The organism is Pseudomonas salmasensis, assembly GCF_014268375.2.
In the GTDB taxonomy this organism is placed as follows: Bacteria; Pseudomonadota; Gammaproteobacteria; order Pseudomonadales; family Pseudomonadaceae; genus Aquipseudomonas; species Aquipseudomonas salmasensis.
On record NZ_CP077083.1, the window covers coordinates 479581 to 504934 of the forward strand.

The window sequence follows — 25354 nt, forward strand, 5'->3', positions numbered from 1 at the left end:
ATTCCGACAATACTCGTTGTAGGAGCGAGCTTGCTCGCGAAAAACCGGAGCGCGCCGCGGTGAATCAGGTGCCCCGCGTTATCGTTAACCACCTTCGCGAGCAAGCTCGCTCCTACAGGGGGTGGGGTAGTAGTTGGACGCCCAGGTACAAGGCAAGCATCCCATCGAGCGTCAGCGGGTCTACGCCGCTGAGTTCGGCTATGCGTTCCATGCGGTAGCGCAGGCTGTTGCGGTGGATGCCCAAGGCGTCGGCACACGCCTGGCTTTGCCCATCGTGTTCGCACCAACTGCGCAACGTGGCAAGCAGTTGCCCGTTGCTGTCCTTGGCCAACACCTTGCGCAACGGGTTGAGCAGCTCGTCCAGGGCATCGTCGTTGCGATGACGCCACAGCATCACCGGCAGGCGGTAACGGTTGAGGGTCAACAGGCGTGATTGCGGCAGGATATCGCGGCCATAGGCAAGCAGATCCCCTACCCTTCGGTAACAGCGGCGCAGCCCCGCCAAACCTTCCGCTTGCCCGCCGACGGCCACGCGCAGGATGTTCCAGCCCAGGCCGTCGAGTTTTTCCAGCAAGCGGGGGTTGTCGACCTGCACCGCAGCGGGTCGGCACCACAGCAAGGAAAATTGCGCAGAACTGACGCACCAACTGTCCGGGTAACGGCTGGCGAGCCAGGCGCTCAGCGTCTCAGCCGATTGGCCGGGGCCCAGTTCAAACAGGTAGGGTGTGCGCGCCAGTTGTGGCTTGAGCCCCAGTTGCTGGGCTTCGTCCACCAGGCGCGGAGAGTCGCCGCTGTCGGCCAACAGCAGGGCCAGCAGATCATCGCAGCGCTGGCGTCGCCATTGTTGCTCGGCTTGCTGATGACGCTGGCTGACCAACATTTCAGCGGTCATGCGCACCAGTTCGGCATAGGTGCGCAACCCATCCGGCTCACCGGTGATACCCAGCACGCCGATCAGGCGTTGATCATGCAGCAGCGGCAGGTTGATGCCCGGCTGCACGCCCTTGAGATGTTTGGCGGTCTGGCCGTCGATTTCCACCACACGCCCATTGGCCAGCACCAGTTGCGCACCTTCATGGCGAGTGTTGATACGCTCCGGCTCGCCGCTGCCCAGGATCAAGCCCTGGCTGTCCATGACATTGACGTTATGGGGCAGGATCGCCATGGTGCGATCGACAATCTCCTGCGCCAGGGCATGATCCAGCTCGAACATGGGGTTAATTTCCTAAAAAGGGTTGTTCACCGGCACAGCGCAAAGGCGGCTTGGCTGTGCGCCAGCACAAAGACAGTGGCCCATCACGTCACCGAGACTGTCAGGGCGGTCAACGTTACCCTCGCACCGCAAAAAATCATAATAAAGAGAGAATCCCATGTCACAGAGCGCCACTGCCGCACTGGCCAGCGATGACGATAAAAACGCCATCTACAAGCGCATCACCCTGCGCCTGATCCCCTTCATCTTTATCTGCTACCTGTTTAATTACCTCGACCGGGTAAACGTTGGCTTTGCCAAGCTGCAGATGCTCGATGCGTTGAAATTCAGTGAAACCGTGTACGGCCTGGGGGCCGGGATTTTCTTTATCGGCTACGTGCTGTGCGGCGTGCCGAGTAACCTGGCGCTGACACGCTTCGGCCCGCGGCGCTGGATCGCGTTGATGATGATCGCGTGGGGCACGCTCTCCACATGCCTGCTGTTTGTGACCACGCCTACGCATTTCTACACCTTGCGCTTGTTTACGGGTGCCGCTGAAGCCGGCTTCTTCCCCGGCGTGGTGTTGTACCTTTCGCAGTGGTTCCCGACCTTCCGCCGTGGGCGAATCATGGCGCTGTTCATGTCGGCCATTCCGGTGTCCGGCTTGCTCGGCAGCCCGTTTTCCGGCTGGATTCTCAATCACTTCGCCGCCGGCCAAGGTGGCTTGGCCGGCTGGCAGTGGATGTTCCTGCTGCAAGGCATCCCGACCGTAATCCTCGGCGCCCTCGCCTATTTCCTGCTCAGTGACAGCTTCGCCAACGCCAAGTGGCTCAAGCCCCATGAGCGTGCAGTGCTGGAAGCCGACCAGGCCACGGACCTGGCGAACAAACCCAAAGCCACCAGCGACTCCCTGGCCGACGTGTTCAAGAACCCGGCGATCTGGGCGTTCGGCCTGATCTACTTCTGCATCCAGAGTGGCGTGTATGCGATCAACTTCTGGCTGCCGTCGATCATCAAGAACCTGGGCTTCAACGACAACCTGGTAATTGGCTGGCTCAGCGCGATTCCGTATCTGTTGGCGGCAGTGTTCATGCTGCTGGTGGGCCGCTCCGCCGACTTGCGCAAGGAACGCCGCTGGCATCTGGTGGTGCCGATGTTGATGGGCGCCCTCGGCCTGGTCATTGCGGTGAACTTCGCCACCACGCCGGCCATCGCTATTCTCGGCCTGACCATCGCCACCATGGGCGCCCTCACCGGCCTGCCGATGTTCTGGCCGGTGCCCACCGCGATGCTCAGTGCGGGTGCGGCGGCAGGTGGCTTGGCGTTGATCAACTCCATGGGGCAGATGGCGGGGTTTCTCAGCCCGTATATCGTCGGCTTCGTGAAAGATGCCACCGGGTCTACGGACGTGGCGTTGTACCTGCTGGCGGCGGTGATCGTGGGCGGGAGCGTGTTGGCGTTGCGGATGACGCGTACGCTTAAAGCATAACGCTGTAGCGATAAGCGTCTTTGAAGCAGAGGTAAGCCTCAAGGGCGCCATTCGTGGTGACCAAAAGCACAAAGTTCGGAATAAAAACACCATCGTTTAAGCCTGTCATATTTGACAGTATTCAGCTTCTCTAAGGTTCATTACGCTTCTGGTGTGGCAATTCCACACTCACCTCAGAGGAGCATTGATATGAGCCGCGAAACAGTAAGAGGCACAACGGGAACCTTTGTAGTCACAGTCCGAGGTGCCCAAGACATCGATTTTGAAGGCGACCCCAGCGAAATGCGGCTGGAACGTGAGTGGAACGATGAATGGCATTTGGTGGGACTGCGCCGTTTATCCAATAAGCCCGAGGACTTTGAGGCTTGTGATGTGTATCTTCCGGCTGATCTACCCACGGACGGAACCCCAAAGAGTTACCAGTTTGGAAACAACACAGCCAGGCTTCACTTTTGGACCCGTGAAAATCAGGGCAACCAAACTTATGTCGCATTTGAAGGATCAGTGGAAGTGACTTTCGACGGTACGCATATAACAGCATCGTTCTCGTGTACAGCAGCATTTGGAAGCAGCCAGTTGAAGCTTACTAATGGCAAGGCAGACCTGACAGGTCTTTCCATTGCCTTGACCTCTCAATACCCAGCAACGGGCGAGTTGAGCGTGGACTTCCAGGGAGGGCCACTACCGGGTTCGAAATTTGTCGCAACTGAACTCAGAATTGATAGCTCAGATTTCGACGGCCACCGCCCAGATCGCCGAATATTTATTGGCGACCATTACGACAAAGACCTGCCGCTGACTCGAAATATTTTTGCCATCGTGATCAGGAAGGACGAGAAAGGCCTGACCCATGATTTAGCCGATAGCAACAACGTCTGGATTCAGTTTCAACGACTTGACATGTACGGGACGGTGACAGCCCATGCAGGTACGCTAACACTCAACGAAGAAGTCACCGACGACCATGCCTCTGGTGAGTTTTCCTGTTCCTTTCGACGAAATGACGGGCCTGTGTTTACAGCCGAGGGGACGTTTCGGCTCACCAGAGCCGAGTGAATCGGTTCACCGGTGGGGTGCCTTACACTTGCCCCCCACCGTCAATGTCAATGATGCTGCCAGTCATAAAGCGGTTCTCCATAGCCAGCACATACCCCGCCGCCACTTCTTGCGCCTGCCCCACCCGCCCAACCGGCAACGCCCCGCCCGCCTTGGCAAACATCGCCAAGCGCTGCTCTTCGCCAAGCCCTGCGTAGGCCGGTGTGTCGATCACCCCCGGGCTGATCACATTGACCCGACGCGGCGCCAGTTCCTTTGCCAGTTGCTTGCCCAGCGCCTCGGTCGCGGCGTTAATGCCGGTCTTGATGAACTGTCCGGCCGCCAATTTACGCCCCAGTTGGCCCGAGGTCAGGGTGATACTGCCCTGTTCGTGCAAAAAGCGCAGCGCGTGTTGAATGGCCCGTAGTGAGCCCCAGAGCTTCACATCGAAGTTGTCCTGAGCTTCATCCAGGTTGGTTTCACTCAAGGGCTTGGCCTGCACCGAAGGCCCCGAGGTGTAGACCAGATGGTCAAACCGCCCCACGGTCTCGAACAGTCGCTGCAAGGAGGCGCTGTCAGTGACGTCCACCGGCTCGCTGCGCAGGCCGTTGGCGGAACTTGATGCCAAGCGGCGCCCAGCCACGACCACCTGCGCGCCCCGTGCCAAGGCTGCCTGGGCCACTGCCGCGCCAATACCGCTGCTGCCGCCAATAACAATGACGGTTTTACCGCTCAGAGAAGAGGTCATGAGAAAACTACCTGGGTCAGAAAGTGAGCGTTCATCTTCCCAGCTTGGTAATCGATTAAAAATCCGGGTAAAACGACAAGATCTTTAAAGGATTTTTATCAATGAGCTCGATTCTCGACCTTGAAGTCTTCGTGCGCAGTGCCGACACCGGCAGCCTCACGGCCGCCGCCCGTGGCCTGGGCCTCACGCCAGCAGCGGCCAGTATTGCGCTCAAGCGCCTTGAAACCCGCCTCGGCATCCGCCTGCTCGCGCGCTCCACGCGTAGCATGCGCCTGACTGAAGAAGGCCGGCGTTACCTGGACAGCGTGCGGGTGGCGCTGGAGGCGTTGTCGGAAGGTGAGCACGCCATCAAGCAACAAGGCCAGAGTCTCAGCGGTTTATTGCAGTTGGCCGCGCCCTCGGATTTTGGCCGCAATGTGCTGCTGGGTTGGCTGGACGAGTTCAAGCTGGAGCACCCTGATATCCGCTTGCAACTGTTGCTCAACGACAGCAATGCCGACTTGTTTCGCGACACCGTCGACATTGCCTTGCGCTTTGGCGTGCCGAGGGACTCCAGCTTGGTGGCGCTGCCGGTAGTAACCGATCACCATCGCATTGCCTGCGCCAGCCCTGAGTACCTGGCGCGCCACGGCACACCGCTTAAGCCCCAAGACTTGGCCCACCACAGCACGCTGCGCTATATGCGCCGGGGCCAGGCCAATAGCACCTGGTATTTCCGCCAGGGGCCGTTGCTTCAAGAGGTTGAGGTGAGCGGTGACTATCTCAGCGACGACGGCGAGATTGTCCGCCGCTGGGCGTTGGCGGGGCATGGCATTGCCTATAAGGCCAACCTGGATGTGGCCCGTGATATCCAGGCTGGGCGGTTGGTACCCCTGCTACCCGACTGGCAAGGCGAACCCGCTCCGTTCAACCTGATGTGCCCGCACCGCCTGCAAGTGTCGGAACGCGTGAAGGTGCTGCATCGATTTTTACAGGCCCGCTGCGTGACTTTGCTACGCACATGAAGAAATGCGCCCAGGGCTTGTTCCAGAGCGCTCGGGTCTGGTATTGCATCACTTACATTTGCGTGCCATGAGGAGCTTTGCATGATTTACCGCACATTGGGCCAGTCCGGGTTAAAGGTCAGCGCTCTGACCCTCGGCACCATGATGTTTGGCGAACAGACCAGCACCGAAGATTCGCTGCGCATCATCGACAAGGCCTGGGACCAGGGCATCAATTTCATCGACACCGCTGACGTGTACACAGGCGGGCGCTCCGAGGAGATCGTCGGCGAGGCGATTGCGCGCAACCGCCAGGATTGGGTGGTGGCCTCCAAGGTCGGCTTCGGCCCTGCCGATGGCGTGCCCAACCGCAGCGGTTTGAGCCGCAAGCGTCTGTTCAACGCGCTGGACGCCAGCCTGGCACGCCTGGATACCGACTACCTGGACATCTACTACCTGCACCGCGAAGACCACGACACGCCGTTGGAGGTCACCGTGTCCGCCATCGGTGACCTGATCCGCCAGGGCAAGGTCCGCTACTGGGGCCTGTCCAATTACCGGGGTTGGCGCATCGCCGAAGTGATTCGCGTGGCTGAACGCCTGGGCGTCGATAAACCCATCATCAGCCAGCCGTTGTACAACATCGTCAACCGTCAGGCCGAGGTCGAGCAGATCACCGCTGCAGCGGCTTATGGGCTGGGCGTGGTGCCTTACAGCCCGCTGGCCCGAGGGGTGCTCAGTGGCAAGTACGCACCGGACGTCACGCCTGAACCCGGCAGCCGTGCCGCGCGCCAGGACAAGCGCATCCTGGAAACCGAGTGGCGAGTTGAATCACTTCGCATTGCCCAGCAGATCCAGCAATACACCCAAGGGCGTGGCGTGGGGATCGTCGAGTTCGCAATTGCCTGGGTGCTGAACAATGCGGCGGTGAGCTCGGCAATTGTAGGGCCACGGACCGAGGCGCAGTGGGATGCCTACACCGGTGCGCTGGCGGTGAAGATAAGCGCTGAAGACGAGGCGTTCATTGATTCGTTGGTCACGCCGGGGCATTCGTCCTCGCCGGGGTTCAACGATGTCGGGCATTTTGTATCCGGTCGATTGGCACGCCTGTAGACTACCCGCGCAATAATTGGCTTTCGCGAGGACAGCGTGTCTAAAGGTGTTGTGTTATCGGTCTTGGCCTCGGTGTTGTTTGCCGTGATGTATTACTTCACATCACTGCTTACGCCCCTGAGTGGCCTGGAGATTTTCGGCTGGCGCATGTTGCTCACCGTGCCGTGCATGACGGTGTTCATGCTCGTCAGCGGTGAGTGGCGCAGGGTCTGGGAGCTGCTGCGCATGCTGGCGGCCAGGCCACGGCTGATTGGCGGTGTGCTGGTGTCGTCGGCCTTGCTCGGCGTGCAGCTGTGGTTGTTCATGTGGGCACCGCTCAATGGGCGCAGCCTGGATGTATCCGTGGGGTATTTCCTGCTGCCGTTGACCATGGTGCTCACCGGGCGCCTGGTCTACGGCGAGCGCCTGTCACGCCTGCAACAGATCGCCGTGGTGTTTGCCGCGCTGGGTGTGTTGAACGAGTTGTGGCAAGCCGGTGGTTTTTCCTGGGCAACACTGGTGGTGATCATCGGCTATCCGGTGTACTTCGTAGTGCGTAAATACCTGAGCACCGATCATCTGGGTGGGCTGTGGCTGGACATGGCGTTGATGCTGCCGGTGGCCTGGTGGTTTGTACAAAGCGGCGAACAAGGCTTTGCCGTACTGGATGGGCATCCAAAGCTCTATGCATTGATTCCCATGCTGGGCCTTATCAGTGCCTCGGCGCTGGTGAGCTATATCATTGCCAGTCGTTTGCTGGCGTTCAGCCTGTTCGGGCTGCTGAGCTATGTGGAGCCGGTATTGCTGCTGGGCGTGGCGTTGCTGTTGGGCGAAGGTATCCAGGGCGCGCAATGGCTGACTTACATCCCGATCTGGTTGGCGGTAATGGTGCTGGTGTATGAGGGGTTCAAGCATTTGGTGCGTCAGCGCCGGGCTTGAATTGAAAGCTGGGAGTGAACGGGTACTGCGGGGGTATCCGTACCCCGCTGTGTGACAGCGAAGATAGATTCAGGCCTTCACTTCGGGTGTCGACTCTTCTGGGGTGCCCACCTTCCTTTCGATGACGTCAGCCACTGTGTTCAACCTATCCCGCCACTTGCCGTACTGGGGAATATTACTCTGGGCTTCATCGCCAAGTTTCTCCAAATGGGCATCCATCACTTCCTGGCTGACGCCAAATACCTTACCGAGCCGATTATCGCGGTTCAACTCAAGCAGCGTGCCCTTTACGGGGTTTTTCAGTACCTCTTCGATGGACGCCGCCACGTCGTCAGGCACTCCGAACTGCTGCAATGCAGTCCCAAGACCGTCACCGGGATTTCTGAGCTGCTTGACGAGATAATCCCAAAAGTCGCTCAGATCATTAGGCCCCGTTTTACTATAGGCTTGGGCTGCTACTTTCTGTTCGGTGAACTCAGCGAATGTAATGGGCTCACCAAGCGGGTCCTTATTGTTCAGCCCGTTTCTGACGAAGTAGTAACCGTCCTGACTGCCACCACGGAAATTCCCATACGCGTCGTAATCGAAGATGACCGCTTTTCCGTCTTCCCGGGTGCCTATATAGGTCGCTCTGCCATCGGGATGGAGTTCGTGGAGCTTAACGTTGGATAGGCCATTGACCTCAACTGGCGGGACGGTCACGTCCTTGTTCAAACGCTCGAAAATATCGCCTCGCTCTCGACCAAAACTTCCCACCACCACGCTGGAGTCTTTTTCTGAGCCAAACTGGCTTAGTCGTGTCCTGACCCGTTCCTCCTGCTTGGGTGCTTCAGAATGAGAAAAGTGCCGCGCAAATCGGTTCAGCTCGGCAGGGTCGTTGGCTACAGCCTTAACCCATTCAGTTAGCTCTCCAACGGTGTTGAACTCATGAAACGACGTCACTTCATCTTCCGGCATATACACGATGAAGTTAGGGCCTTCGGCCGTGGCGGGCACACGTTTGATTACCATCATGTCTTTGGATTGGACGCCATCGACGGCAAAAGTCGAAACGCTTACGCATGGCGCGCCGGGTTTGTCAGGCTTCACTGCCGCCTTCGTCAACTGATGCCCCCCGGCGGTGAGTGTGCCGCCCAAGTATTCGGTTTCACCGTCATCGAGAAACTTTTTACGCGCCTGATCGACCGGGTCTACACGACCGGTTGAACGGACATTGCGTACTGGCCCTGCCTGTTCCGTTGACACAGATGGGCCAATCGGGCGTTGAAGGGTGGGAGAATTCACATTCACAAGAGGGCCTCTTCATAGTGGGCACGCAAGCTTTTGTCTGCGTCCTACCCTCTGAGTGATATTCCAAGAAACATCCGTTCCCAATAAAGCGCAAGTTATTTGCAACACGATGCATCAGGCACAAAAAAGCCCGGTAAAAACCATAATCCTTGTAGGAGCGAGCTTGCTCGCGAAAAACTCACAGGCGCCGCGTTCATTCAGGATGCCCGCGTTATCGTTGACGTTTTTCGCGAGCAAGCTCGGTCCTACAAACAGTACGGTAAAAGCCGGGCTTTCTTGCTTTAGCCAGTCGCTTAATCGGCGGTCAGTACACCACGACGCACCTGGTCGCGCTCGATCGACTCGAACAGCGCCTTGAAGTTGCCCTCGCCAAACCCATCGTCGCCTTTACGCTGGATGAATTCGAAGAACACCGGGCCCATCAGGGTTTCCGAGAAGATCTGCAGCAGCAGGCGCTTGTCACCGGCAACCGACGAACCGTCCAGCAGGATGCCGCGCGATTGCAACTGGTCCACGGGCTCGCCGTGGTTCGGCAAGCGGCCTTCGAGCATTTCATAGTAAGTGTCTGGCGGCGCGGTCATGAAACGCATGCCAATCTTCTTCAATGCATCCCAGGTCTTGACCAGGTCATCGGTGAGGAACGCTACGTGCTGGATGCCCTCGCCGTTGAACTGCATCAGGAACTCTTCGATCTGCCCGGCGCCCTTGGACGATTCTTCGTTCAACGGGATACGGATCTGGCCGTCCGGCGCGCTCATGGCCTTGGAGGTCAGGCCGGTGTACTCGCCCTTGATATCGAAATAACGCGCTTCACGAAAGTTGAACAGTTTCTCGTAGAAATTGGCCCAATAGATCATGCGCCCGCGATAGACGTTGTGGGTCAGGTGGTCGATGACCTTCAGGCCAGCACCTACCGGATGGCGGTCAACGCCTTCAAGGTAGACAAAGTCGATGTCATAGATCGAGTTGCCTTCGCCGAAACGGTCGATCAAGTACAACGGCGAACCGCCAATGCATTTGATCGCCGGCAGGTTCAATTCCATCGGGCCGGTGTCGATGTGGATCGGCTGGGCGCCCAGTTCCAGGGCACGTTTGTAAGCCTGCTGCGAGTCCTTGACGCGAAACGCCATGCCGCACACCGACGGGCCATGCTCGGCCGCGAAATAGGAAGCGAGGCTGTCGGGCTCGTTGTTGAGGATCAGGTTGATCTCGCCCTGGCGATACAGGTGCACGTTCTTGGAACGGTGGGTGGCCACTTTGGTGAAGCCCATGATCTCGAAGATCGGCTCCAGGGTGCCTGGGGTGGGCGATGCAAATTCGATGAATTCAAAGCCCATCAGGCCCATTGGGTTTGCATGGTGGTCGGTCATGTTCGGTGCCTCATCATTCTTGTAGGTAGCAATTGATTAGTTGCGAGCAAGGATGAGGCTGGAGGGTGGCGCACAAGAAAGGCCTCGCACGCTGCGGGCGAGGAAGTCACCAAAGATGAGGGGGGAGCCAAGTAGCTTCATGGTGTCATCAGTCTCTGACGGCCGAGGCTTGCGTGAGCGCAAGTCCATATTCTTGTATGCGTAAACTGATTCTACACAGCGTAACCAGATTTGTCCGTACTCTTATCAAATCCCCATTGCCCTGCCCTGTGCAAGGGGTTTGTTGCACAGGTAGATGCCCAGCAGGATGACGACGCCGCCCAGCAACATGGGCATCGTCAGCGGTTCGTCCAGTAGCACCGCGCCGCAAATCACCGCCGTCAACGGGTTGAGGGCGATGAACACCCCGGCGCGTGTGGCGCCTATGCGACGAATGCCATCGTAATAGCCGATATACGCCAGCGCCGAGCCCATCACGCCCAGGTACATCAGGCTGAGCAGTTGCGGCAGATCAATGGCGCGCAGCGCTGCGACGGTCACGTTGGGTGAAACCAGCGCCGCAGCGCTTAGCATCAGCGTGCCCAGCAACACCGACCAGGTCACAGTCTGCAATGGCCCCAAGCTCTGATTGAGCCCACGGGAGAACAGCGTGTAAACGCCCCACCCCGCCACGCAACCGAGGATCAGCAGGTCGCCGGCCCAGGTCATGGTCGCGCCCTGCAAGGCCTGGGGGTTGCGACTGATGATGACAGTCGCCGCGCCTGCCAGGCAGAACGCGATGCCGACACATTGGATGCGGCCCAGGCGCTCCTTGAACAACCACCAGGACGCCAGGCCGATCACCGCTGGGTTCAGCGCGACAATCAACGAGGCGCGTGACGCATTGATGTATTGCAGCCCATAAAAGAAGCACAAGTTGTAAAAGAAAATCCCGAAGAACCCCAACACCGCCAATTGGCCCCATTGCCGCGTGCTCGGGCGGACCAAGGGCGTACGCGATAGGGCCATGAACAGCAGCAATGCAACGCTGGCCAAGGCGAAACGCAGGGTGGCGGCCAGCAACGGATGGACCTGGTCAGCCAAATAGCGCCCGGCGACAAAGGTGCCGCCCCAGATCATGGTGACAGCGGCAAGCTTCAGATAAGTGAGGCCATCGGCGATATGACGCATAAGGGGGTGCTCGGGTGAGGAAAGAATGGGGGTATTCTTTGGCTAATCACTCCTCATCGTAAAATGAGCTTTAACTCATGACCCTGACCCAACTGGAAATCTTTTCTCTTGTGGCCGAACTTCAAGGTTTCACCAGTGCGGCGCATCGCCTGGGGATCAGCCAGTCGGCGGTGTCCCACGCAATCAAGGCCTTGGAGCAGGAACTGGGGGTGGCGTTATTTCGGCGCCATCAGACGACGGTGGAACTGAGCGAGATCGGCGCCCAATTGCTGGGGCGCGCCCGGGCCATGCTGGGGCTGGCCAACACCTTGGCGCAGGAAGCGGCGGATGCGCGTGGCATGAAGCGTGGCACGCTGCGTATCGGCTCGTTCGGGCCGACCGCTTCGATTGGTTTGTTACCGCCTATCCTCAGTCGCTTTCGCCAGGTTTATCCGGGTATAGAAGTGCATGTGGACGAAGGCCCTGATCGCCAGGTCATCCAATGGCTGGACGAACGCCGAGTGGATATCGGTTTTGTGGTGCTGGAACAGGAACGCTTCGATACGGTCCCGTTGCTGGAAGATCAACTGGTGGCGCTGCTGCCGGCCGGTCATCGGTTGGCCGCCAGTGAGGCCGTGACCCTGCAAGCACTCTGCGATGAACCCTTTATCCTGACTGAAGCCGGTTCGTCCGAGCTGGTGATGCGCTTGTTCAGCCAGGCCCGTTTGCAGCCCCAAGTGCGGTACCGCTGTGCGCAGTTGCTCAGCACGTTGGAAGCGGTCAGCCGGGGCGATGGTTTGAGTGTGGTTGCGCAGGCTTCCTTGCCGGAACGTGCCGACTCGCGTTATGTGGCGTTGCCATTGGCGCCGCGGGTACCGCGTCGTATCGGGCTGGCGGTGCTGGATCGGCGTCTGTCTTCACCGGCTACCCTGGCATTCATCGCACTGGCGCAAAAGTTGTACCCCTCGTCCACTTAGTTACCTGCCTATGCGCAACGTCCTCTCATGCGTCGCACCATAGTCGTCCAATGTAGTGAAACGCAGCGTCGGCGTACCTCGCCAGGGTATAACCCAACCCGTCATCATCAGCTCGACCGTGGAGCGCGGGGCCAGCATCGGCGGGTTTTCATGGCGGTATTCGACGCCTTCAAGGCTCAGCACCACGCTGGATAACGTCACATGAAAGGCACTCGCGTTGCGCACCCGCAGCACTGGACGATCATCGGCCAGTTGCCATTGCAGCGCTGCGACGGCATCTTCCACCCTGCCTGGCAATGCAGTGGGGCGCAGGAACAGTTTGATGCGCGTGCGAAACGCCAGTTGCAGTTGATGGCTTGCCGCGTCAGTGGGCCGGATCCCCAGCACATTCAGCCAATACACCCCTTCCTGGGGATCGACCATGGCGGGTCTGGGAACCGGGTGATAGATCACCCGTAACGCGTGCGCCTTGCCCGCCTCCATTCTCAGGATCGGTGGCGTGACGGTAAAGGGTACGTCACTCAGTTCCGGCGTAACCAGGGGGTCGCCTTCATCGATCCATACTTGCACGAGTCTCGGGCTGTCCGCCTCGTTGCGCAGGTTGAGGGTTACCCCCCGTGCTGTGGCCGCATAAACGAGCCGGGTGCGATCAATGACGATTTCGGCCTGCGCCATCGCCATGTAAGCCGTCAGTGCCAGGGCGAACACGCATTTCCAGAAGACTCGGTGCATCACGCCGACTACCGATAGGCCATGGTGAAGGTCGCCAGCCCATTAGCCGTGCCAGGGCGGACGGTGGCGCCGGTCTGTAGGTAGCGCGCGGTCAACGGAATCTGGAAGGTGCCGTTGCCGGTGCTGCCTGCCAACCATTGATTCTGCGTGCCGATGGCGGCGGCATCGGGGCCGTAGCTGATCAGGCGATTGCCAAACAGCAGTTGCAGCGCCACGCCCTTGGCGGTGGAGTTGGCGGTCAAGGTCAGTTGATCGCTGCGATTGGCCGGTTGGGTCTGGTCGGTCAAGGTCAACAGCACATCGCTCTCTGCGCCGCCGCCACCGGCGCATTGCAAGGTGATGGTGCGGGTGGCATTGCCGGCCACGCTGCCAATACCCTTGAACGCCTTGCTGTCCACCGCCCCCAGCGCAATTGCCACGGAGGGCGTCGAGACGGTGCAGGTGGGTTTGCTCGGCGGGCCCACTTCGACACTGCCGAAGTTGAACGCATGATGTGTGTCGCTGGTGTACAGGTACAAGCCTGCGAAGGTTTGCGGCGTAATGGTGCCGCCCTGGATCGGGCCGGTCACCACGAAGAACAAGCGCCCACGCAGGCCCCACGTAGGCAAGCCCGGATGGATCGGGCCACGCAACACCGTGACGCCGGTGGTTACGGTTTGCATTGGCCCCACGTCACGATCCTGCGCCATAAAGGCAAACCCGACGCCATTCACGCCGGTCAGGTGCACCGGCATGACGACCCCGGAGTGGAAGAAGTTGCGCCCCGTCCAGGGAATTTCTCGAGCAATCCGCGTGGAAGACCAATAGCGAACAATGAGGTTGGGTGGGTAAGTACACCGCAAGCCATGCGCCACCTCTACCGGGTAACCGTTCGGGTTGCCCAGGGCCTGGCCGACCACAGGGTTGGCGGGCACCGTAATGCGCGGCACCGACAGCACCGTCGGCGGCGCGGGCGTACAGGTCGCCTTGGCCTGGGCATGGGGTGCGCTGGCGAGGGCGATGCAGGTCATCATGACAAGCCCTGCCAGATGTTGTGTACCGGTGCTGATCATCGGCTGCTGACCTCGTCGTTAGCGATGTTGGCGTAGCACCGGCTGGCCAATTGGTCGGCATTTTCCTGGCGGTACCCCGCTGGGCGCGGTGGCAGACGGTATTGGATATAGCAGCGGTCACCTGCCGCCTCGGTCCAACGTACGGTCAGCGTGCCCTGGTCGGCCACGCCGCGCACAAACGCCTTGCCGGCTTGCCCAATCACCCCGACTTCCCTGCCCTGCTCGTCGAACACCTGGGCGGCAAAAGGCAGTGGCTGGCCGTTACGATGGGTCGCCTTGATCACCACCGCACGGCCACTGACGGTTTCAAACTTGACCAGCGACACCGCGCCCCATGTCGGTACCACGGAATGATTCGACTCCTTGAGTTCCACATCCATGGCCATGCCCTCAGGGTCGATATCCACCTCATTGGGGTGGTAGGCCCGCAAGCTTGGCAGCACGCCGTAGCCGTGCGTGTCGATGCGTACACCGCCACCGATCTGCGCGCCCTGGGCATCCGGCGCATACACCAGTGCCGACGCTTCACCGAGGCTTTGCGAGAGGGTCACGCCACCCCCATGGGCAATCAGCCCGCCGTCGGCACTCATGGACACTTGCGCATTGTTGCCACTCTGGCCGTAACCGGCGCGCAGGTTGGCCGTGCTGCTGCGATACCCGGCGTAGGCATTGAAGCTGGAACCGGCCTGGCTCCCCGTGCCCTGGCTACCTGCCAGGCCGTAGTGCGCCTGTGCCGCGTCGCCGAGCAAGCCATTGATGCCCACTTGCTGCTGACGGCCCTTTGACTCACCGGTGTCGCGCGACAACGCGCTGCTCAGTGTCGGCGCCGAAGTGCCCTGGCCCAGCGGCATCGACAGCGTGAGCGCCAGTCGATTATCGACGCGACCGGGTTGCAACGTGCGCCCGAAGAAGATCGCGTCACTGCGCTCACGATCGCTGGGTTGGTGGGTGTCGCTGACCCTGGAGCGCTGCGCTGAAATGTTCCAGTTGAGCCGCTTCCAGCGTGACCCATAACTGAGGGTGAAGGATGTCTGGCGACCTTGGCGGCTCGCCCAGTAGTCAACCGAACTGCCGTACAGGCTCAAGGTACCTTCCCCCAATTGCTGGCTGATCGTCAGGTCCAGACGGCTTTTCTGTCGGGCATAACGCTCAATGTTCCCATGCTGACGCGCCAATTCCTGCACGTTCAAAGCATCCGGCAGGCTCAGGTAGCCGGCCGTGGAGAAACGGTAGGCGCCCAGCGCAAAATGCGTTCCGGAAAACGGCAGGTTCTTGTTGTAGGCCAGGCCCCAACTGTGGCCGCCAACCACCCCGCTGCCCTCAAGGCGGGTGCGCGAATGCGTGGTGTCCAGGGCAAATGCGCCGATGGGCGTACTCATCGCCAGCCCGGCCTTGCCCTGAAAGTAACCTTTGGAAAGCGTGCTGCCGCCATAAAGGCTCAGGCCATCGGTAAGGCCATGCTGCAAGGTGCCCTGAAATAACAGGGGGCTGTCACCGCTGACTCCGCGTTGCTGCACCTGGCCCAAGGTCGTGCTGTAGTGGGTGGCGCCCTGACGCAATAACTGTGGGGCCACCGAATACGGCACGACAAAGGTGGTGCGGCGCCCGTCCACCTCGGTGACGCTGACATTCAGGTCGCCGCCGTAGCCCGTGGGGTAAAGATCGTCGATGACAAAGGGGCCTGGGGCTACCTGGGTTTCGTAGATCGTGTAGCCGTTCTGGCGCACGGTCACCGTGGCATTGCTGTCGGCGATGCCGCGTATCTGCGGAGCATAACCTTGTTGCGACGGCGCCAGCATGCGGTCATCGCTCGACAGGGTGATGCCCCGTACCCGCACGCCGTCGAGGATCTGGCCGTTACTGAAGCTGTCGCCAAGGGTCAGTTGCGAACGCCAGGCCGACAAGGGCCGTTGCAGGTACGTGGCGGTGTGTTGATAAGGCAGCAGACCGCCTCGGGAGGTCCAGGCCTGGCCGCCTTGATGGCGCAGGCGCCAGTCGCCCAGGTTGAGGCCGCCGTTGAGGCCCAGGTAACCGCGACCTTCCCCCGCCCCCGAGGTCACCGCGGCGGCGCTGAAGGTGTAATTGAGCAGCGCAACGTCGAGCCCTCTGTCCCAGCGGGCCGGGTCAACGTAACCGCGCGCGGCACGGCTGAGGTGGGCTTGGGGGATACTGACGTCGAGCGTCAGGGTCTCGGTGTCGAGTTGACTGCTGGCCAGGGGAATCCATTGGGTAAATTCCCGGCACTGCGTGTCGGCGCTGCGTTCAACAGTTGGCAATACGATCCCAAGCTGGGCGAGTTCCAGCACGCTCACGCAGGGCTGAACGCCGTCCTGCGCCTCTCGGGAGACAAAGCTGATTTCACGGCGCCCCGCCGATTGCCCGTTGAGGATCACATCCACACGATAGACGCCCGGCGCCAATGCATTACCCGTATTGAAACGTGAAATATCCACGACAGTGGACAAGCCGCTGGTAAACGCCTCGATATCAAACAACAGCGGCGTGGCCTCGGCCGGCAACCATAAGGTAGTGAACACAGCCAGCGACACCATCAGCCGTGAGTTTCCCAACAGCCAGGTAACCAAGGGATGCCACGTAGATCGCAAGTAAACAGACATAATCAGAACTTCAGGGGCGCTCGCTGCGGCGCGGAGAATGCGCCGTAATCATTGATGTATTTGAAATGCACCTGAGCGTCCGCTGGAATCGTCGCCAGGGCACCGCGTACAGGCAGTTCCAGGCTGGCACCGGGGGGCACCATGCCTTCTTGTACCGGTATCAGATGGGCGTCAGGCCGAGGGCCCAGCGCCAGTGCCACCTCGTTGAAGGTCACGTGAAAGGCCGTAGGGTTGTGTACGCGCAGTACGGCTGCGCGCTCGGTGCGCCTCAAACTCCAGCGCAGTTGTGCGGGCGCCTGGTCTGCACTGCCCGGCAAATGACGGGGGCGAAAAAACACTTTGGTGCGGATACGAAAAGCAAACTGCAGATGGTTGCCCTCAGGGGTTTGCTCGTCGAGTTCGGCCGCGTTGACTCTTGGGGGGATCTCCAAGGCATTGAGCCAGAACAACGATTCTCGATCTGACGGCAGCGGCTCCTGGGTGTAGACCAGCCGCACGCCCTGGCTTCTGCCCGGGTCCAGGCGAAACACCGGGGGCGACAGGCTGAACGGCACGTCGCTAAGGGAGGGATCCCGAGTCGCATCGCCTTGATCCAGCCACACCTGGACCAGACGCGGTGCCCGTTTGTCGTCGTTGGTCAGGCGCAGGGTAATTTCGCGGCGCTGTTGGGGGTAGACGTGCCGTGTGCCATCGATCACCACACCCGCTACGGTCGTGGAGGGTAAGCCTGCGATGAGCGCGAAGGTGAGGCTCGCCAGTAATGTGCGAGAAAGCATGAGTCCGTCCTTCAAAGCAGGGCCTGGCACTTCGCCAGGTACCCAGGCCTTGATCAGGGGAAGGTCACGGAATACAGCACCTGCGTGCTGATCGGGCCGGCTGTCGCTGCCCCCGTGGCGAAGTATTGAGCCGCAAATGGCAACGTCACCGCGCCGCCGTCAGGCACTGTCGCGGTACTCGAACTCAGGCCCAGTCGAAGGTCCAGGGGCTGGTTGGTGACGCCGTCCACAATTTGTACTTCAACGAACTTTGCGGGTTCCGGCGTGGCCGGCGCCTGATTGACCAGGTTGCCGGTAGCCGGGTTGATCGCTGGGCTGCTGCTCTCAAATAGCACTGCGACCACCGTGTCCTTCGGGCAACTGCCCACCTGGATAAAGAACGGCTTTACCCCCGCCGTCTGCCCGGCTGCCTTGAGTGCGCTGGCCTGGACCTTGTGCAGCGCAATGGCAAAGTCCGGCCCTGCGCCAGGTGCAGCGCCTGCCCCGCCACTGATGCTGCAGGTGGTGCCAGTGATCTCACCGGTCAGGGTAATAGTGCCGTCCGCCGCGAACGCCGGTAGAGCGACAACGCTGTTAGCCATCAACCAGGCAACGGCCAGTGCGATTTTTTTCATTGCTGCAAATTCCTGTGGTGTCGTTAAAAGGCTGCAAGGCGACTTCCGACATTCGAAAGGCACGCGCCGACCGTCCCGCCAAAATTGGGCTGGCACGGCACTGAGAGAGGCTGGAGGGGTACGGTCCTGAGTCTCTTACTTCTTGCAACGATGTTTATGTTGCCTAGATGAAACGCCCGCCACAACTGACCGAACGGCTAGGTCAACCCGCTTGAAACAACTGAGCAGGCCTGCGTAATGCCATCTATCATCGGCTTATCTCACTCTTTTTCTCGCGACTGACTGCCCCTATGCCCCTGACCGTCAAAGGCCCACGAAGCCGAGCCGCACGCTATTTCATCAGTGCAACCAGCGGCGTATTGCCCATTTTGTTGGGGGTTGTGATTCTGTACTGGCAGGCCGAGCGCACCCTTGAACAAAGCACGGCGCAAACCGCTCAAGAAGCGGTGCGCCAGTTCGACCTGATGCTCGACAATACCGCCATCGCTGCCCAGGCTTTGCTGCCGCTGGCTGGTAAACCTTGTGACAGCGCCGCCAAGTTGGCGCTACGTGAACAAGTCACGCGTCGGCCGTTTGTGCGGGCCACCACGCTGTCCTGGCAGAAAAACATCTATTGCAGCTCGTTGTTTGGCGGTCGCTACCAATCGCCCGTCAACCCGGACGACTACGTGAATGGGCGCCTGTGGTTGATGAAAGGCAACCCCGTCACACCCGATACCGCCCTGCTGGTGTACCGCCTGGTCCAAGGCGATCAAGGTGCGTTTGCCTCGGTGGACGGCTACCACCTCACCAACGCATTGCGCTTGATCAGCCGTTACGCGTACTTGGTATTGCACGTCGGCCCGAACTGGCTGGGTGCGGACGGCAAGGTGCATCAAGGCGCGTTGCCAGTATTTGCCGTGGCGCCACAACGCCTGGCTTCCGAGCGCTATCAATACAGTGTCGAGGCCGGGATGCCCGAGGGTGAAGTCTGGCGCTACATGCAGGCGCGGTATCCGGCGCTGTTCAGCCTGGTGGTGTTCTTCGGGATCTTGGCGGGGCTGCTCGCTCACTGGCTGCAAAAACGTTCGTCCGCGCCGACCCACGAGTTACAACGTGCCTTGGGAGCCAATGAGTTCATCCCGTATTTCCAACCGGTGGTACGCGGTGACACACGCCAATGGGCGGGCTGTGAGGTGCTGATGCGTTGGAAACATCCCAAAGAAGGCCTGGTACGGCCAGACCTGTTTATCCCCCTGGCTGAAGACTCGGGCCTGATCGTGCCAATGACCCGCGCCCTGCTGCGCCAGACCGCCGCGCAATTGGCGCCCCATGCCGCACGCTTCAGCCCTGGCTTTCATATCGGCGTGAATATCACTGCGCGCCATTGCCAGGACATGGCGCTGGTGCAGGACTGCCGGGAATTTCTGGCCGCGTTCCCACCCGGCCAGGTCACCCTGGTGCTGGAGTTGACCGAGCGGGAGCTGATCGAACCCACCGAGACCACCCGCCGCCTGTTCGAGGCGCTGCATGATTTGGGCGTCATGATCGCCATTGACGACTTCGGCACCGGCCACTCCAGCTTGGGCTATTTGCGCAATTTCAATGTTGACTACTTGAAGATTGATCAGAGTTTTGTCGCCATGATCGGTGCCGATGCGCTGTCGCGGCATATTCTCGATAGCATCATAGAGTTGTCGGTCAAGCTCGACCTAGGCATTGTTGCCGAAGGCGTAGAAACAGCCCAACAGTGTGAATACCTGGTTGCCCAAGGTGTGGATTTCCTACAGGGCTATCTGTTCGGCCGTCCATTACCGTGCGATGAGTTCATTAAATCGTTGGGAGGCGAGTGAATAGCCTTGCGCAACCCATGATGAAAGATTGGTCTTTCTCCAAAAGACATGATTTACTCGGGATGAATTAACTACTACAATTTTTTCTGCCTGTGCAGAACTCGCAGAAGGGTCTTTTTCGTTGACGTGGCTTAACGTTCTTGGCTTATAGCTTTGTCTGCAGTTGATATCAGCAACTACATTATTGGAGTACAGATTTTGTCCAGACTCGCCGAATTTCGCGCAGCAGAAAAAGCCCTTCAAGAGCAGCTTGCACAGCTGGAGTCCTTGAAGAACGACGCTGGCCTGAAGAAAGAAATCGAATTCGAAGAAAAGCTCAAGACGCTGATGGGTAAATACGACAAAAGCCTGCGTGATGTGATCGCTATCCTCGATCCAGCGCCACGCAAAGGCGGCGCACCGGCCGCCGCAGCGCCAAAACAGCGCCGCGCACGGGTGGTCAAGGTTTACCACAACCCGCACACCGGCGAGCTGATCGAGACCAAAGGTGGCAACCACCGCGGCCTCAAAGCCTGGAAAGAACAGTACGGCGCTGCCACTGTAGACTCCTGGCTTCGCGGCTGAAACATGTACTAAAAAAAAGCCCCGCATACGCGGGGCTTTTTTTGCTCTAACAGTTCGAAATCGAACTTAAATCAGCGTTCATGTTGTTCAAATTCGCTCAGCTTGAGCGCTTCAAAGTTTCAGACTGTTACGCACCAAACTGACTTCCTCCTTGCTCGCCTCGTACGCTTGCGCCTGGCCGGCGTATGAAAAAACATAGGCTTTGTCGACATCCAGCGCACCGACTAATGTTTGCGACAATACGTGTCGACCATTCTCGGTAATCACACAGGTAGTTTCCAACGCGTCAAGACGACTCAATGTCGTGGGGTGCATTTTGCTGCACACGCTTTGATAACCGCCACGGGCAAAGTCTTTCTGGATCGACTTGCGCATCTCCAGCAACACGCCGGGAAGATTAACTTTATGGCCGGCCTCAATCGGCGTTCCGGTCAACTCCATGACCATCAACGTCGCACCATTTTCATCATTCTTGATCGCTCGCTGCCGGGACACTGCTTGGGGTTGGGCAGGAGGCTCGCCGTCAGGCACGACTTCTTCGACCTGCCAACCGCTGGGCCAATGAACTTCCGGCTCGGCGGCCAGCACAAACGGGCTGCCCAACAACCCGCACACAGCACTCAACAACAGCCTACGAAACTCGATCATTGCAAAAAACACCCAAGGTTCCAGCGGCAAAGTGTGCGGCCCGGCACGCGCCGGCCGCAAGGGCTTGGGCGCGTTTTTTCATTTGGCGCAGCCGGTGAGCCTTGCGTATCATGGCCTGCCTGCATGGAGGCAGGCCGCAAGCCAATGGACCGCTCATCTCACATTTTTTCTGGAGGGCCCATGAGCCTGCACGAATTGAACACCTTCCCGGGCGTCACTGCCCAGCCCGACAATGCCACTGCGAACTTCGTGTTCAACCACACCATGTTGCGGGTCAAGGACATCACCAAGTCGCTGGACTTCTACACGCGCATCCTGGGTTTCTCTCTGGTCGAGAAACGTGATTTCCCCGAAGCCGAATTCAGCCTGTACTTCCTGGCCCTGGTGGACAAGGCCCAGATCCCGACCGACGCCGCCGAGCGCACCCAGTGGATGAAGTCGATTCCAGGCATCCTCGAACTGACCCACAACCACGGCACCGAAAACGATGCCGACTTCGCCTACCACAACGGCAACACCGACCCGCGTGGTTTTGGCCATATCTGCATCTCGGTGCCGGACATTGTTGCGGCGTGCGAACGCTTCGAAGCCTTGGGCTGCGATTTCCAGAAGCGTCTGACGGATGGCCGCATGAAGAGCCTGGCGTTCATCAAGGACCCGGACGCTTATTGGGTCGAGATCATCCAGCCGGCGCCGATGTAATAAGCACTGCGTGACGCACAGCGTCACCGGATGCATTCCCACGCGTAGCGTGGGAACGAGAAAAACCCCATGATCACTCATGGGGTTTTTCATTTTCAGCTAAGGATTTAAGCCGGAGCAGAGGTACGGATCAGGTGATCGAATGCGCTCAACGAAGCCTTGGCGCCCTCGCCTACTGCAATCACGATCTGCTTGTACGGCACAGTCGTTACGTCACCGGCGGCGAACACGCCAGGCAATGAAGTCTCGCCACGGGCATCGACAATGATCTCGCCACGCGGCGACAGTTCTACGGTGCCTTTGAGCCAATCCGTGTTGGGCAGCAAGCCAATCTGCACAAAGATGCCTTCCAACTCGATGGTCTTGAACTCACCGCTGTCACGGTCCTTGTAGGCAAGGCCGGTGACTTTCTGACCATCGCCTTTGACTTCACTGGTCAATGCGCTGGTGATCACATCCACGTTCGGCAGGCTGTAGAGCTTGCGTTGCAATACAGCATCGGCGCGCAGCTTGCTGTCGAATTCAAGCAAGGTGACATGGCTGACGATACCGGCCAGGTCAATGGCCGCTTCCACGCCGGAGTTACCGCCGCCGATCACCGCCACACGCTTGCCCTTGAACAACGGGCCGTCGCAATGCGGGCAGAAGCACACGCCCTTGGCCTTGTATTCTTGCTCACCGGGCACACCCATCTCTCTCCAGCGCGCGCCAGTGGCCAGGATCACGGTCTTGGACTTGAGGGTCGCACCGCTTTCGAAGCGAATTTCGTGCAGCTCACCGGCATTTTTCGCCGGTACCAGGCTGCTGGCGCGCTGCAGGTTCATGATGTCGACATCGTACTGACGCACATGGGCTTCCAGTGCGCTGGCCAGTTTCGGCCCTTCGGTTTCCTGTACCGAGATAAAATTCTCGATGGACATGGTGTCCAGCACCTGGCCACCAAAGCGTTCAGCTGCCACACCGGTACGAATACCTTTACGTGCCGCATAGATGGCAGCCGAGGAACCGGCCGGGCCACCGCCCACCACCAAGACGTCGAAGGCGTCCTTGGCGCTGATTTTCTGCGCGGCTTTCTCGATACCGCTGGTGTCGAGCTTGGCGAGGATCTCTTCGAGGCCCATGCGGCCCTGGCCAAAGTTGACCCCGTTCAAGTAGACGCTTGGGACCGCCATGACCTGGCGCTCATCGACTTCGGCCTGGAACAGTGCGCCATCAATCGCAACATGGCGGATGTTCGGGTTCAGTACCGCCATCAGGTTCAGCGCCTGGACCACGTCCGGGCAGTTCTGGCACGACAGCGAGAAGTAAGTCTCGAAGCTGAACTCGCCTTTGAGGGCGCGGATCTGTTCAATCACCTCGACACTGGCCTTCGACGGGTGGCCACCGACTTGCAGCAGGGCCAGCACCAGCGAAGTGAATTCATGGCCCATGGGGATGCCGGCGAAACGCAGGCTGATATCGGCACCCGGGCGGTTGATGGAGAACGATGGCTTGCGCGCATCAGTGCCATCGGTGTTCAGGGTAATCAGCGTAGAGAGGCTGGTTACGTCCTGCAAAAGAGCAAGCATTTCCTGGGATTTCGCACCGTCGTCGAGGGAGGCGACGATCTCGATCGGCTGGGTGACCCGTTCCAGGTATGACTTCAACTGAGCTTTAAGATTGGCGTCCAACATACGGGCGATTTCCTGTTCATTCGGTTTATTGCAGACAAAAAAACGCCCGAGCGACTCTCGCCCGGGCGTTTTGAGGGCGGATGCAGCTTACTTAAGTGCGGATACCCGCCCTTGATACACGTTCACAGACTTAGATCTTGCCGACCAGGTCCAGAGACGGCGCCAGAGTGGCCTCGCCTTCTTTCCACTTGGCTGGGCAGACTTCACCTGGGTGGGCAGCAACGTACTGAGCGGCCTTGATCTTGCGCAGCAGCTCGGAAGCGTCACGGCCTACACCACCGTCATTCAGTTCAACGATCTTGATCTGACCTTCTGGGTTGATCACGAAAGTACCGCGGTCTGCCAGGCCAGCTTCTTCGATCAGCACGTCGAAGTTGCGGGAGATGGTCAGGGTTGGGTCGCCGATCATGGTGTACTGGATTTTGCCGATGGCTGGCGACGTGTTGTGCCAGGCCGCGTGGGCAAAGTGGGTGTCGGTGGAAACGCTGTAGATTTCGACGCCCAGCTTCTGGAATTCGGCGTAGTTGTCAGCCAGGTCTTCCAGTTCGGTTGGGCAGACGAAGGTGAAGTCGGCTGGGTAGAAGAATACAACCGACCACTTGCCTTTCAGGTCAGCGTCGGTCACATCGACGAAGCTGCCGTTTTTGAAAGCGGTGGCTTTAAACGGTTTTACTTGGCTGTTGATGATAGGCATCGTTGACTCTCCGTCAGGGGTTAAGAAGTTGATGAGGTGAATCCTACCGGCTCTTTCGGTCGATGGCTCATTGGCAAACCTGATGCTGACGATTGGCTTTCTCTATCAGGTGACTGTATTAATAGAAGAAATCTCAAATCAGCGGCTGGGTTGCCAGGGTCATGCCTAGAAACGGCGTCGCTTCAACATAGCGCATCGCAGATTTCATGTCGTTCCAGCCGACGTAACTCATCAGCGACTTCAAATCCCAACCGCTGCGATGTGCCCAAGTGGCGAAGCCCCGACGCAAGGAGTGGCTGGTGTATTGCTCGGCAGGGATGCCTGCGCGCTCAAGGGCCTGGCGCAATAACGGGATCACGCTGTTGGGGTGCAAGCCCTCCTCGCCCAGGTTGCCCCAGCGATCGATGCCACGAAATACCGGCCCTCGCACCAAAGCCGAGGCGCTGAGCCACTCGCTATAAGCCTGCACCGGGCACAGCCGCAGCAACGCCGGGGTCTGGTAGGTCTTGCCGAGATTGTCGCGATCACTTTTGCTGCGCGGCAAGTACAGGCTGATGCCTGCGCCTGGCACGGCCTGCACATGCTCAATGCTCAATCGGCACAGCTCATCACTGCGAAACCCGCGCCAGAAACCCAGCAGAATCAGCGCAGCGTCGCGCTTGGCCCGCAGCAAGCGCGGCTGGTCGTGATGCTCGCCGGCCTGTTTGGCTTCAGTGTCCAGGGCAGCGATTACTTGCTCCAACTGCGTGAGCTGCAAAGGCTCGGCCTGCCGCTCACGCGCCGGGTGCACGGCGCGGATGCCCTTGAGCACCTTGCGTACCACCGGCGCCTTCGTCGGGTCGGCAAACCCTTGGCTGGTATGCCATTGCGCCAAGGCCGAGAGCCGCAGTTTCAAGGTATTGACTGCCAACACTCCTGCATGCGCCACCAGGTAGCGCGCCACGCTGTCGCTGGTGGCTGGCAGGAACCCTCCCCAACTGACTTCGAAATGCTCGATGGCCGCGCGGTAGCTGCGGCGCGTGTTGTCGCGGGTGGCGGCGTTGAGATATCGGTCCAGGTCGCTCATAGGCGTCTTTTCGTACTGCTGGCGGATGAATGGCTGTTGAGATGCTTATGACACGGGATAATACGCCAATATCCCAGCTGTTAAATCATGAATTTAAACAAGTTTTCAATCATGATATG

Annotated in this window: 23 protein-coding genes and 1 pseudogene; 9 read left to right on the top strand and 15 right to left on the bottom strand. The window is 59.4% G+C overall.

What is annotated here, in order from left to right; all coding sequences use genetic code 11:
• Nucleotides 1–5: 5 nt before the first annotated feature.
• Nucleotides 6–104 (bottom strand): annotated as a pseudogene (locus tag HU731_RS28215) (outer membrane lipoprotein carrier protein LolA); the annotation flags it as partial.
• An 8-nt stretch (nt 105–112) separates the two neighbouring features.
• Nucleotides 113–1213 carry a sugar diacid recognition domain-containing protein gene (locus HU731_RS01945; RefSeq protein ID WP_186607608.1) on the bottom strand — a complete coding sequence of 367 codons (1101 nt, stop codon included), beginning with the start codon at nt 1211–1213 and terminating at the stop codon, nt 113–115.
• Between the two features lie 157 nt (nt 1214–1370).
• Between HU731_RS01945 and HU731_RS01950 the strand changes: the two genes are divergently transcribed.
• Nucleotides 1371–2681, top strand: a complete 1311-nt coding sequence (locus HU731_RS01950; RefSeq protein WP_186607607.1) for an MFS transporter — start codon at nt 1371–1373, stop codon at nt 2679–2681.
• A 189-nt stretch (nt 2682–2870) separates the two neighbouring features.
• Nucleotides 2871–3737, top strand: a complete 867-nt coding sequence (locus tag HU731_RS01955; protein WP_186607606.1) for a hypothetical protein — start codon at nt 2871–2873, stop codon at nt 3735–3737.
• Between the two features lie 22 nt (nt 3738–3759).
• On the opposite strand, the gene HU731_RS01960 is transcribed toward HU731_RS01955, so the two are convergent.
• Nucleotides 3760–4464: an SDR family oxidoreductase gene (locus HU731_RS01960; RefSeq protein WP_186607605.1), complete on the bottom strand. Its 705-nt coding sequence runs from the start codon at nt 4462–4464 to the stop codon at nt 3760–3762.
• A gap of 101 nt (nt 4465–4565) precedes the next feature.
• On the opposite strand from HU731_RS01960, the gene HU731_RS01965 reads away from it, so the two are divergent.
• The 3 genes from HU731_RS01965 to rarD all read left to right on the top strand — a co-directional run bounded on the left by HU731_RS01965 (nt 4566) and on the right by rarD (nt 7478).
• On the top strand, nt 4566–5468 hold the full coding sequence (locus HU731_RS01965; protein ID WP_186607604.1) for a LysR family transcriptional regulator: 903 nt from the start codon (nt 4566–4568) through the stop codon (nt 5466–5468).
• Nucleotides 5469–5549: 81 nt separating this feature from the next.
• Nucleotides 5550–6560 carry an aldo/keto reductase gene (locus tag HU731_RS01970; protein ID WP_186607603.1) on the top strand — a complete coding sequence of 337 codons (1011 nt, stop codon included), beginning with the start codon at nt 5550–5552 and terminating at the stop codon, nt 6558–6560.
• A gap of 36 nt (nt 6561–6596) precedes the next feature.
• Nucleotides 6597–7478: an EamA family transporter RarD gene (gene rarD, locus HU731_RS01975; RefSeq protein WP_186607602.1), complete on the top strand. Its 882-nt coding sequence runs from the start codon at nt 6597–6599 to the stop codon at nt 7476–7478.
• 69 nt (nt 7479–7547) lie between these two features.
• Here the strand turns inward: rarD and HU731_RS01980 are convergent, their stop codons facing one another.
• The 3 genes from HU731_RS01980 to HU731_RS01990 all read right to left on the bottom strand — a co-directional run bounded on the left by HU731_RS01980 (nt 7548) and on the right by HU731_RS01990 (nt 11308).
• Entirely contained in the window at nt 7548–8768 is a 1221-nt protein-coding gene (locus HU731_RS01980; protein ID WP_186607601.1) for a dermonecrotic toxin domain-containing protein, read from the bottom strand.
• 293 nt (nt 8769–9061) lie between these two features.
• Entirely contained in the window at nt 9062–10138 is a 1077-nt protein-coding gene (hppD, locus tag HU731_RS01985) for a 4-hydroxyphenylpyruvate dioxygenase (protein ID WP_186607600.1), read from the bottom strand.
• Between the two features lie 246 nt (nt 10139–10384).
• Complete coding sequence (locus HU731_RS01990) at nt 10385–11308, bottom strand: DMT family transporter (protein WP_186607599.1); 924 nt, start codon at nt 11306–11308, stop codon at nt 10385–10387.
• Between the two features lie 77 nt (nt 11309–11385).
• Here HU731_RS01990 and HU731_RS01995 point away from each other — a divergent pair, with 77 nt between their 5' ends.
• Entirely contained in the window at nt 11386–12264 is an 879-nt protein-coding gene (locus HU731_RS01995; RefSeq protein WP_186607598.1) for a LysR family transcriptional regulator, read from the top strand.
• Here the strand turns inward: HU731_RS01995 and HU731_RS02000 are convergent, their stop codons facing one another.
• The 5 genes from HU731_RS02000 to HU731_RS02020 form a co-directional block, all read right to left on the bottom strand.
• Nucleotides 12265–12972, bottom strand: coding sequence for a fimbrial biogenesis chaperone (locus tag HU731_RS02000; RefSeq protein ID WP_186607597.1), 708 nt, complete (start codon nt 12970–12972; stop codon nt 12265–12267). It lies immediately after the preceding gene.
• 32 nt (nt 12973–13004) lie between these two features.
• On the bottom strand, nt 13005–14009 hold the full coding sequence (locus tag HU731_RS02005; RefSeq protein ID WP_186607596.1) for a fimbrial protein: 1005 nt from the start codon (nt 14007–14009) through the stop codon (nt 13005–13007).
• Between the two features lie 35 nt (nt 14010–14044).
• Complete coding sequence (locus HU731_RS02010; protein ID WP_225931572.1) at nt 14045–16585, bottom strand: fimbria/pilus outer membrane usher protein; 2541 nt, start codon at nt 16583–16585, stop codon at nt 14045–14047.
• Nucleotides 16586–16668: 83 nt separating this feature from the next.
• Nucleotides 16669–17442: a fimbria/pilus periplasmic chaperone gene (locus tag HU731_RS02015; RefSeq protein ID WP_186607594.1), complete on the bottom strand. Its 774-nt coding sequence runs from the start codon at nt 17440–17442 to the stop codon at nt 16669–16671.
• A gap of 53 nt (nt 17443–17495) precedes the next feature.
• Entirely contained in the window at nt 17496–18056 is a 561-nt protein-coding gene (locus tag HU731_RS02020; protein WP_032897223.1) for a fimbrial protein, read from the bottom strand.
• 290 nt (nt 18057–18346) lie between these two features.
• Between HU731_RS02020 and HU731_RS02025 the strand changes: the two genes are divergently transcribed.
• Nucleotides 18347–19888 (top strand): EAL domain-containing protein, encoded by a 1542-nt coding sequence (locus HU731_RS02025; RefSeq protein ID WP_186607593.1) that lies wholly within the window; start codon nt 18347–18349, stop codon nt 19886–19888.
• 198 nt (nt 19889–20086) lie between these two features.
• The gene (locus HU731_RS02030; RefSeq protein WP_014718508.1) at nt 20087–20452 is read left to right on the top strand and encodes a histone-like nucleoid-structuring protein, MvaT/MvaU family; all 366 of its coding nucleotides are present in this window, start codon (nt 20087–20089) and stop codon (nt 20450–20452) included.
• 111 nt (nt 20453–20563) lie between these two features.
• Here HU731_RS02030 and HU731_RS02035 read toward each other — a convergent pair whose 3' ends face one another.
• Nucleotides 20564–21100: a DUF4946 domain-containing protein gene (locus HU731_RS02035; RefSeq protein WP_186607592.1), complete on the bottom strand. Its 537-nt coding sequence runs from the start codon at nt 21098–21100 to the stop codon at nt 20564–20566.
• A 180-nt stretch (nt 21101–21280) separates the two neighbouring features.
• On the opposite strand from HU731_RS02035, the gene gloA reads away from it, so the two are divergent.
• Nucleotides 21281–21802: a lactoylglutathione lyase gene (gene gloA / locus HU731_RS02040; protein ID WP_186607591.1), complete on the top strand. Its 522-nt coding sequence runs from the start codon at nt 21281–21283 to the stop codon at nt 21800–21802.
• Between the two features lie 107 nt (nt 21803–21909).
• Here gloA and ahpF read toward each other — a convergent pair whose 3' ends face one another.
• From ahpF to HU731_RS02055, 3 genes are all read right to left on the bottom strand, one after another.
• Complete coding sequence (ahpF, locus tag HU731_RS02045; protein ID WP_186607590.1) at nt 21910–23475, bottom strand: alkyl hydroperoxide reductase subunit F; 1566 nt, start codon at nt 23473–23475, stop codon at nt 21910–21912.
• Between the two features lie 130 nt (nt 23476–23605).
• The gene (ahpC, locus tag HU731_RS02050) at nt 23606–24169 is read right to left on the bottom strand and encodes an alkyl hydroperoxide reductase subunit C (protein WP_003191303.1); all 564 of its coding nucleotides are present in this window, start codon (nt 24167–24169) and stop codon (nt 23606–23608) included.
• Between the two features lie 133 nt (nt 24170–24302).
• On the bottom strand, nt 24303–25235 hold the full coding sequence (locus HU731_RS02055) for a site-specific integrase (protein WP_186607589.1): 933 nt from the start codon (nt 25233–25235) through the stop codon (nt 24303–24305).
• Nucleotides 25236–25354: the final 119 nt, after the last annotated feature.

Excerpts from the sequence above, each read along its gene's own strand:
- hppD (WP_186607600.1), bottom strand. The coding sequence starts at position 10,138 with ATGACCGACCACCATGCAAACCCAATGGGCCTGATGGGCTTTGAATTC.
- HU731_RS02055 (WP_186607589.1), bottom strand. The coding sequence starts at position 25,235 with ATGAGCGACCTGGACCGATATCTCAACGCCGCCACCCGCGACAACACG.
- HU731_RS01955 (WP_186607606.1), top strand. The coding sequence starts at position 2,871 with ATGAGCCGCGAAACAGTAAGAGGCACAACGGGAACCTTTGTAGTCACA.
- HU731_RS01950 (WP_186607607.1), top strand. The coding sequence starts at position 1,371 with ATGTCACAGAGCGCCACTGCCGCACTGGCCAGCGATGACGATAAAAAC.
- HU731_RS01970 (WP_186607603.1), top strand. The coding sequence starts at position 5,550 with ATGATTTACCGCACATTGGGCCAGTCCGGGTTAAAGGTCAGCGCTCTG.
- HU731_RS02015 (WP_186607594.1), bottom strand. The coding sequence starts at position 17,442 with ATGCTTTCTCGCACATTACTGGCGAGCCTCACCTTCGCGCTCATCGCA.
- ahpC (WP_003191303.1), bottom strand. The coding sequence starts at position 24,169 with ATGCCTATCATCAACAGCCAAGTAAAACCGTTTAAAGCCACCGCTTTC.
- HU731_RS01995 (WP_186607598.1), top strand. The coding sequence starts at position 11,386 with ATGACCCTGACCCAACTGGAAATCTTTTCTCTTGTGGCCGAACTTCAA.
- HU731_RS02020 (WP_032897223.1), bottom strand. The coding sequence starts at position 18,056 with ATGAAAAAAATCGCACTGGCCGTTGCCTGGTTGATGGCTAACAGCGTT.
- HU731_RS01990 (WP_186607599.1), bottom strand. The coding sequence starts at position 11,308 with ATGCGTCATATCGCCGATGGCCTCACTTATCTGAAGCTTGCCGCTGTC.
- gloA (WP_186607591.1), top strand. The coding sequence starts at position 21,281 with ATGAGCCTGCACGAATTGAACACCTTCCCGGGCGTCACTGCCCAGCCC.
- HU731_RS01960 (WP_186607605.1), bottom strand. The coding sequence starts at position 4,464 with ATGACCTCTTCTCTGAGCGGTAAAACCGTCATTGTTATTGGCGGCAGC.
- HU731_RS02005 (WP_186607596.1), bottom strand. The coding sequence starts at position 14,009 with ATGATGACCTGCATCGCCCTCGCCAGCGCACCCCATGCCCAGGCCAAG.
- HU731_RS01945 (WP_186607608.1), bottom strand. The coding sequence starts at position 1,213 with ATGTTCGAGCTGGATCATGCCCTGGCGCAGGAGATTGTCGATCGCACC.
- HU731_RS01965 (WP_186607604.1), top strand. The coding sequence starts at position 4,566 with ATGAGCTCGATTCTCGACCTTGAAGTCTTCGTGCGCAGTGCCGACACC.
- ahpF (WP_186607590.1), bottom strand. The coding sequence starts at position 23,475 with ATGTTGGACGCCAATCTTAAAGCTCAGTTGAAGTCATACCTGGAACGG.
- HU731_RS02035 (WP_186607592.1), bottom strand. The coding sequence starts at position 21,100 with ATGATCGAGTTTCGTAGGCTGTTGTTGAGTGCTGTGTGCGGGTTGTTG.
- HU731_RS02025 (WP_186607593.1), top strand. The coding sequence starts at position 18,347 with ATGCCCCTGACCGTCAAAGGCCCACGAAGCCGAGCCGCACGCTATTTC.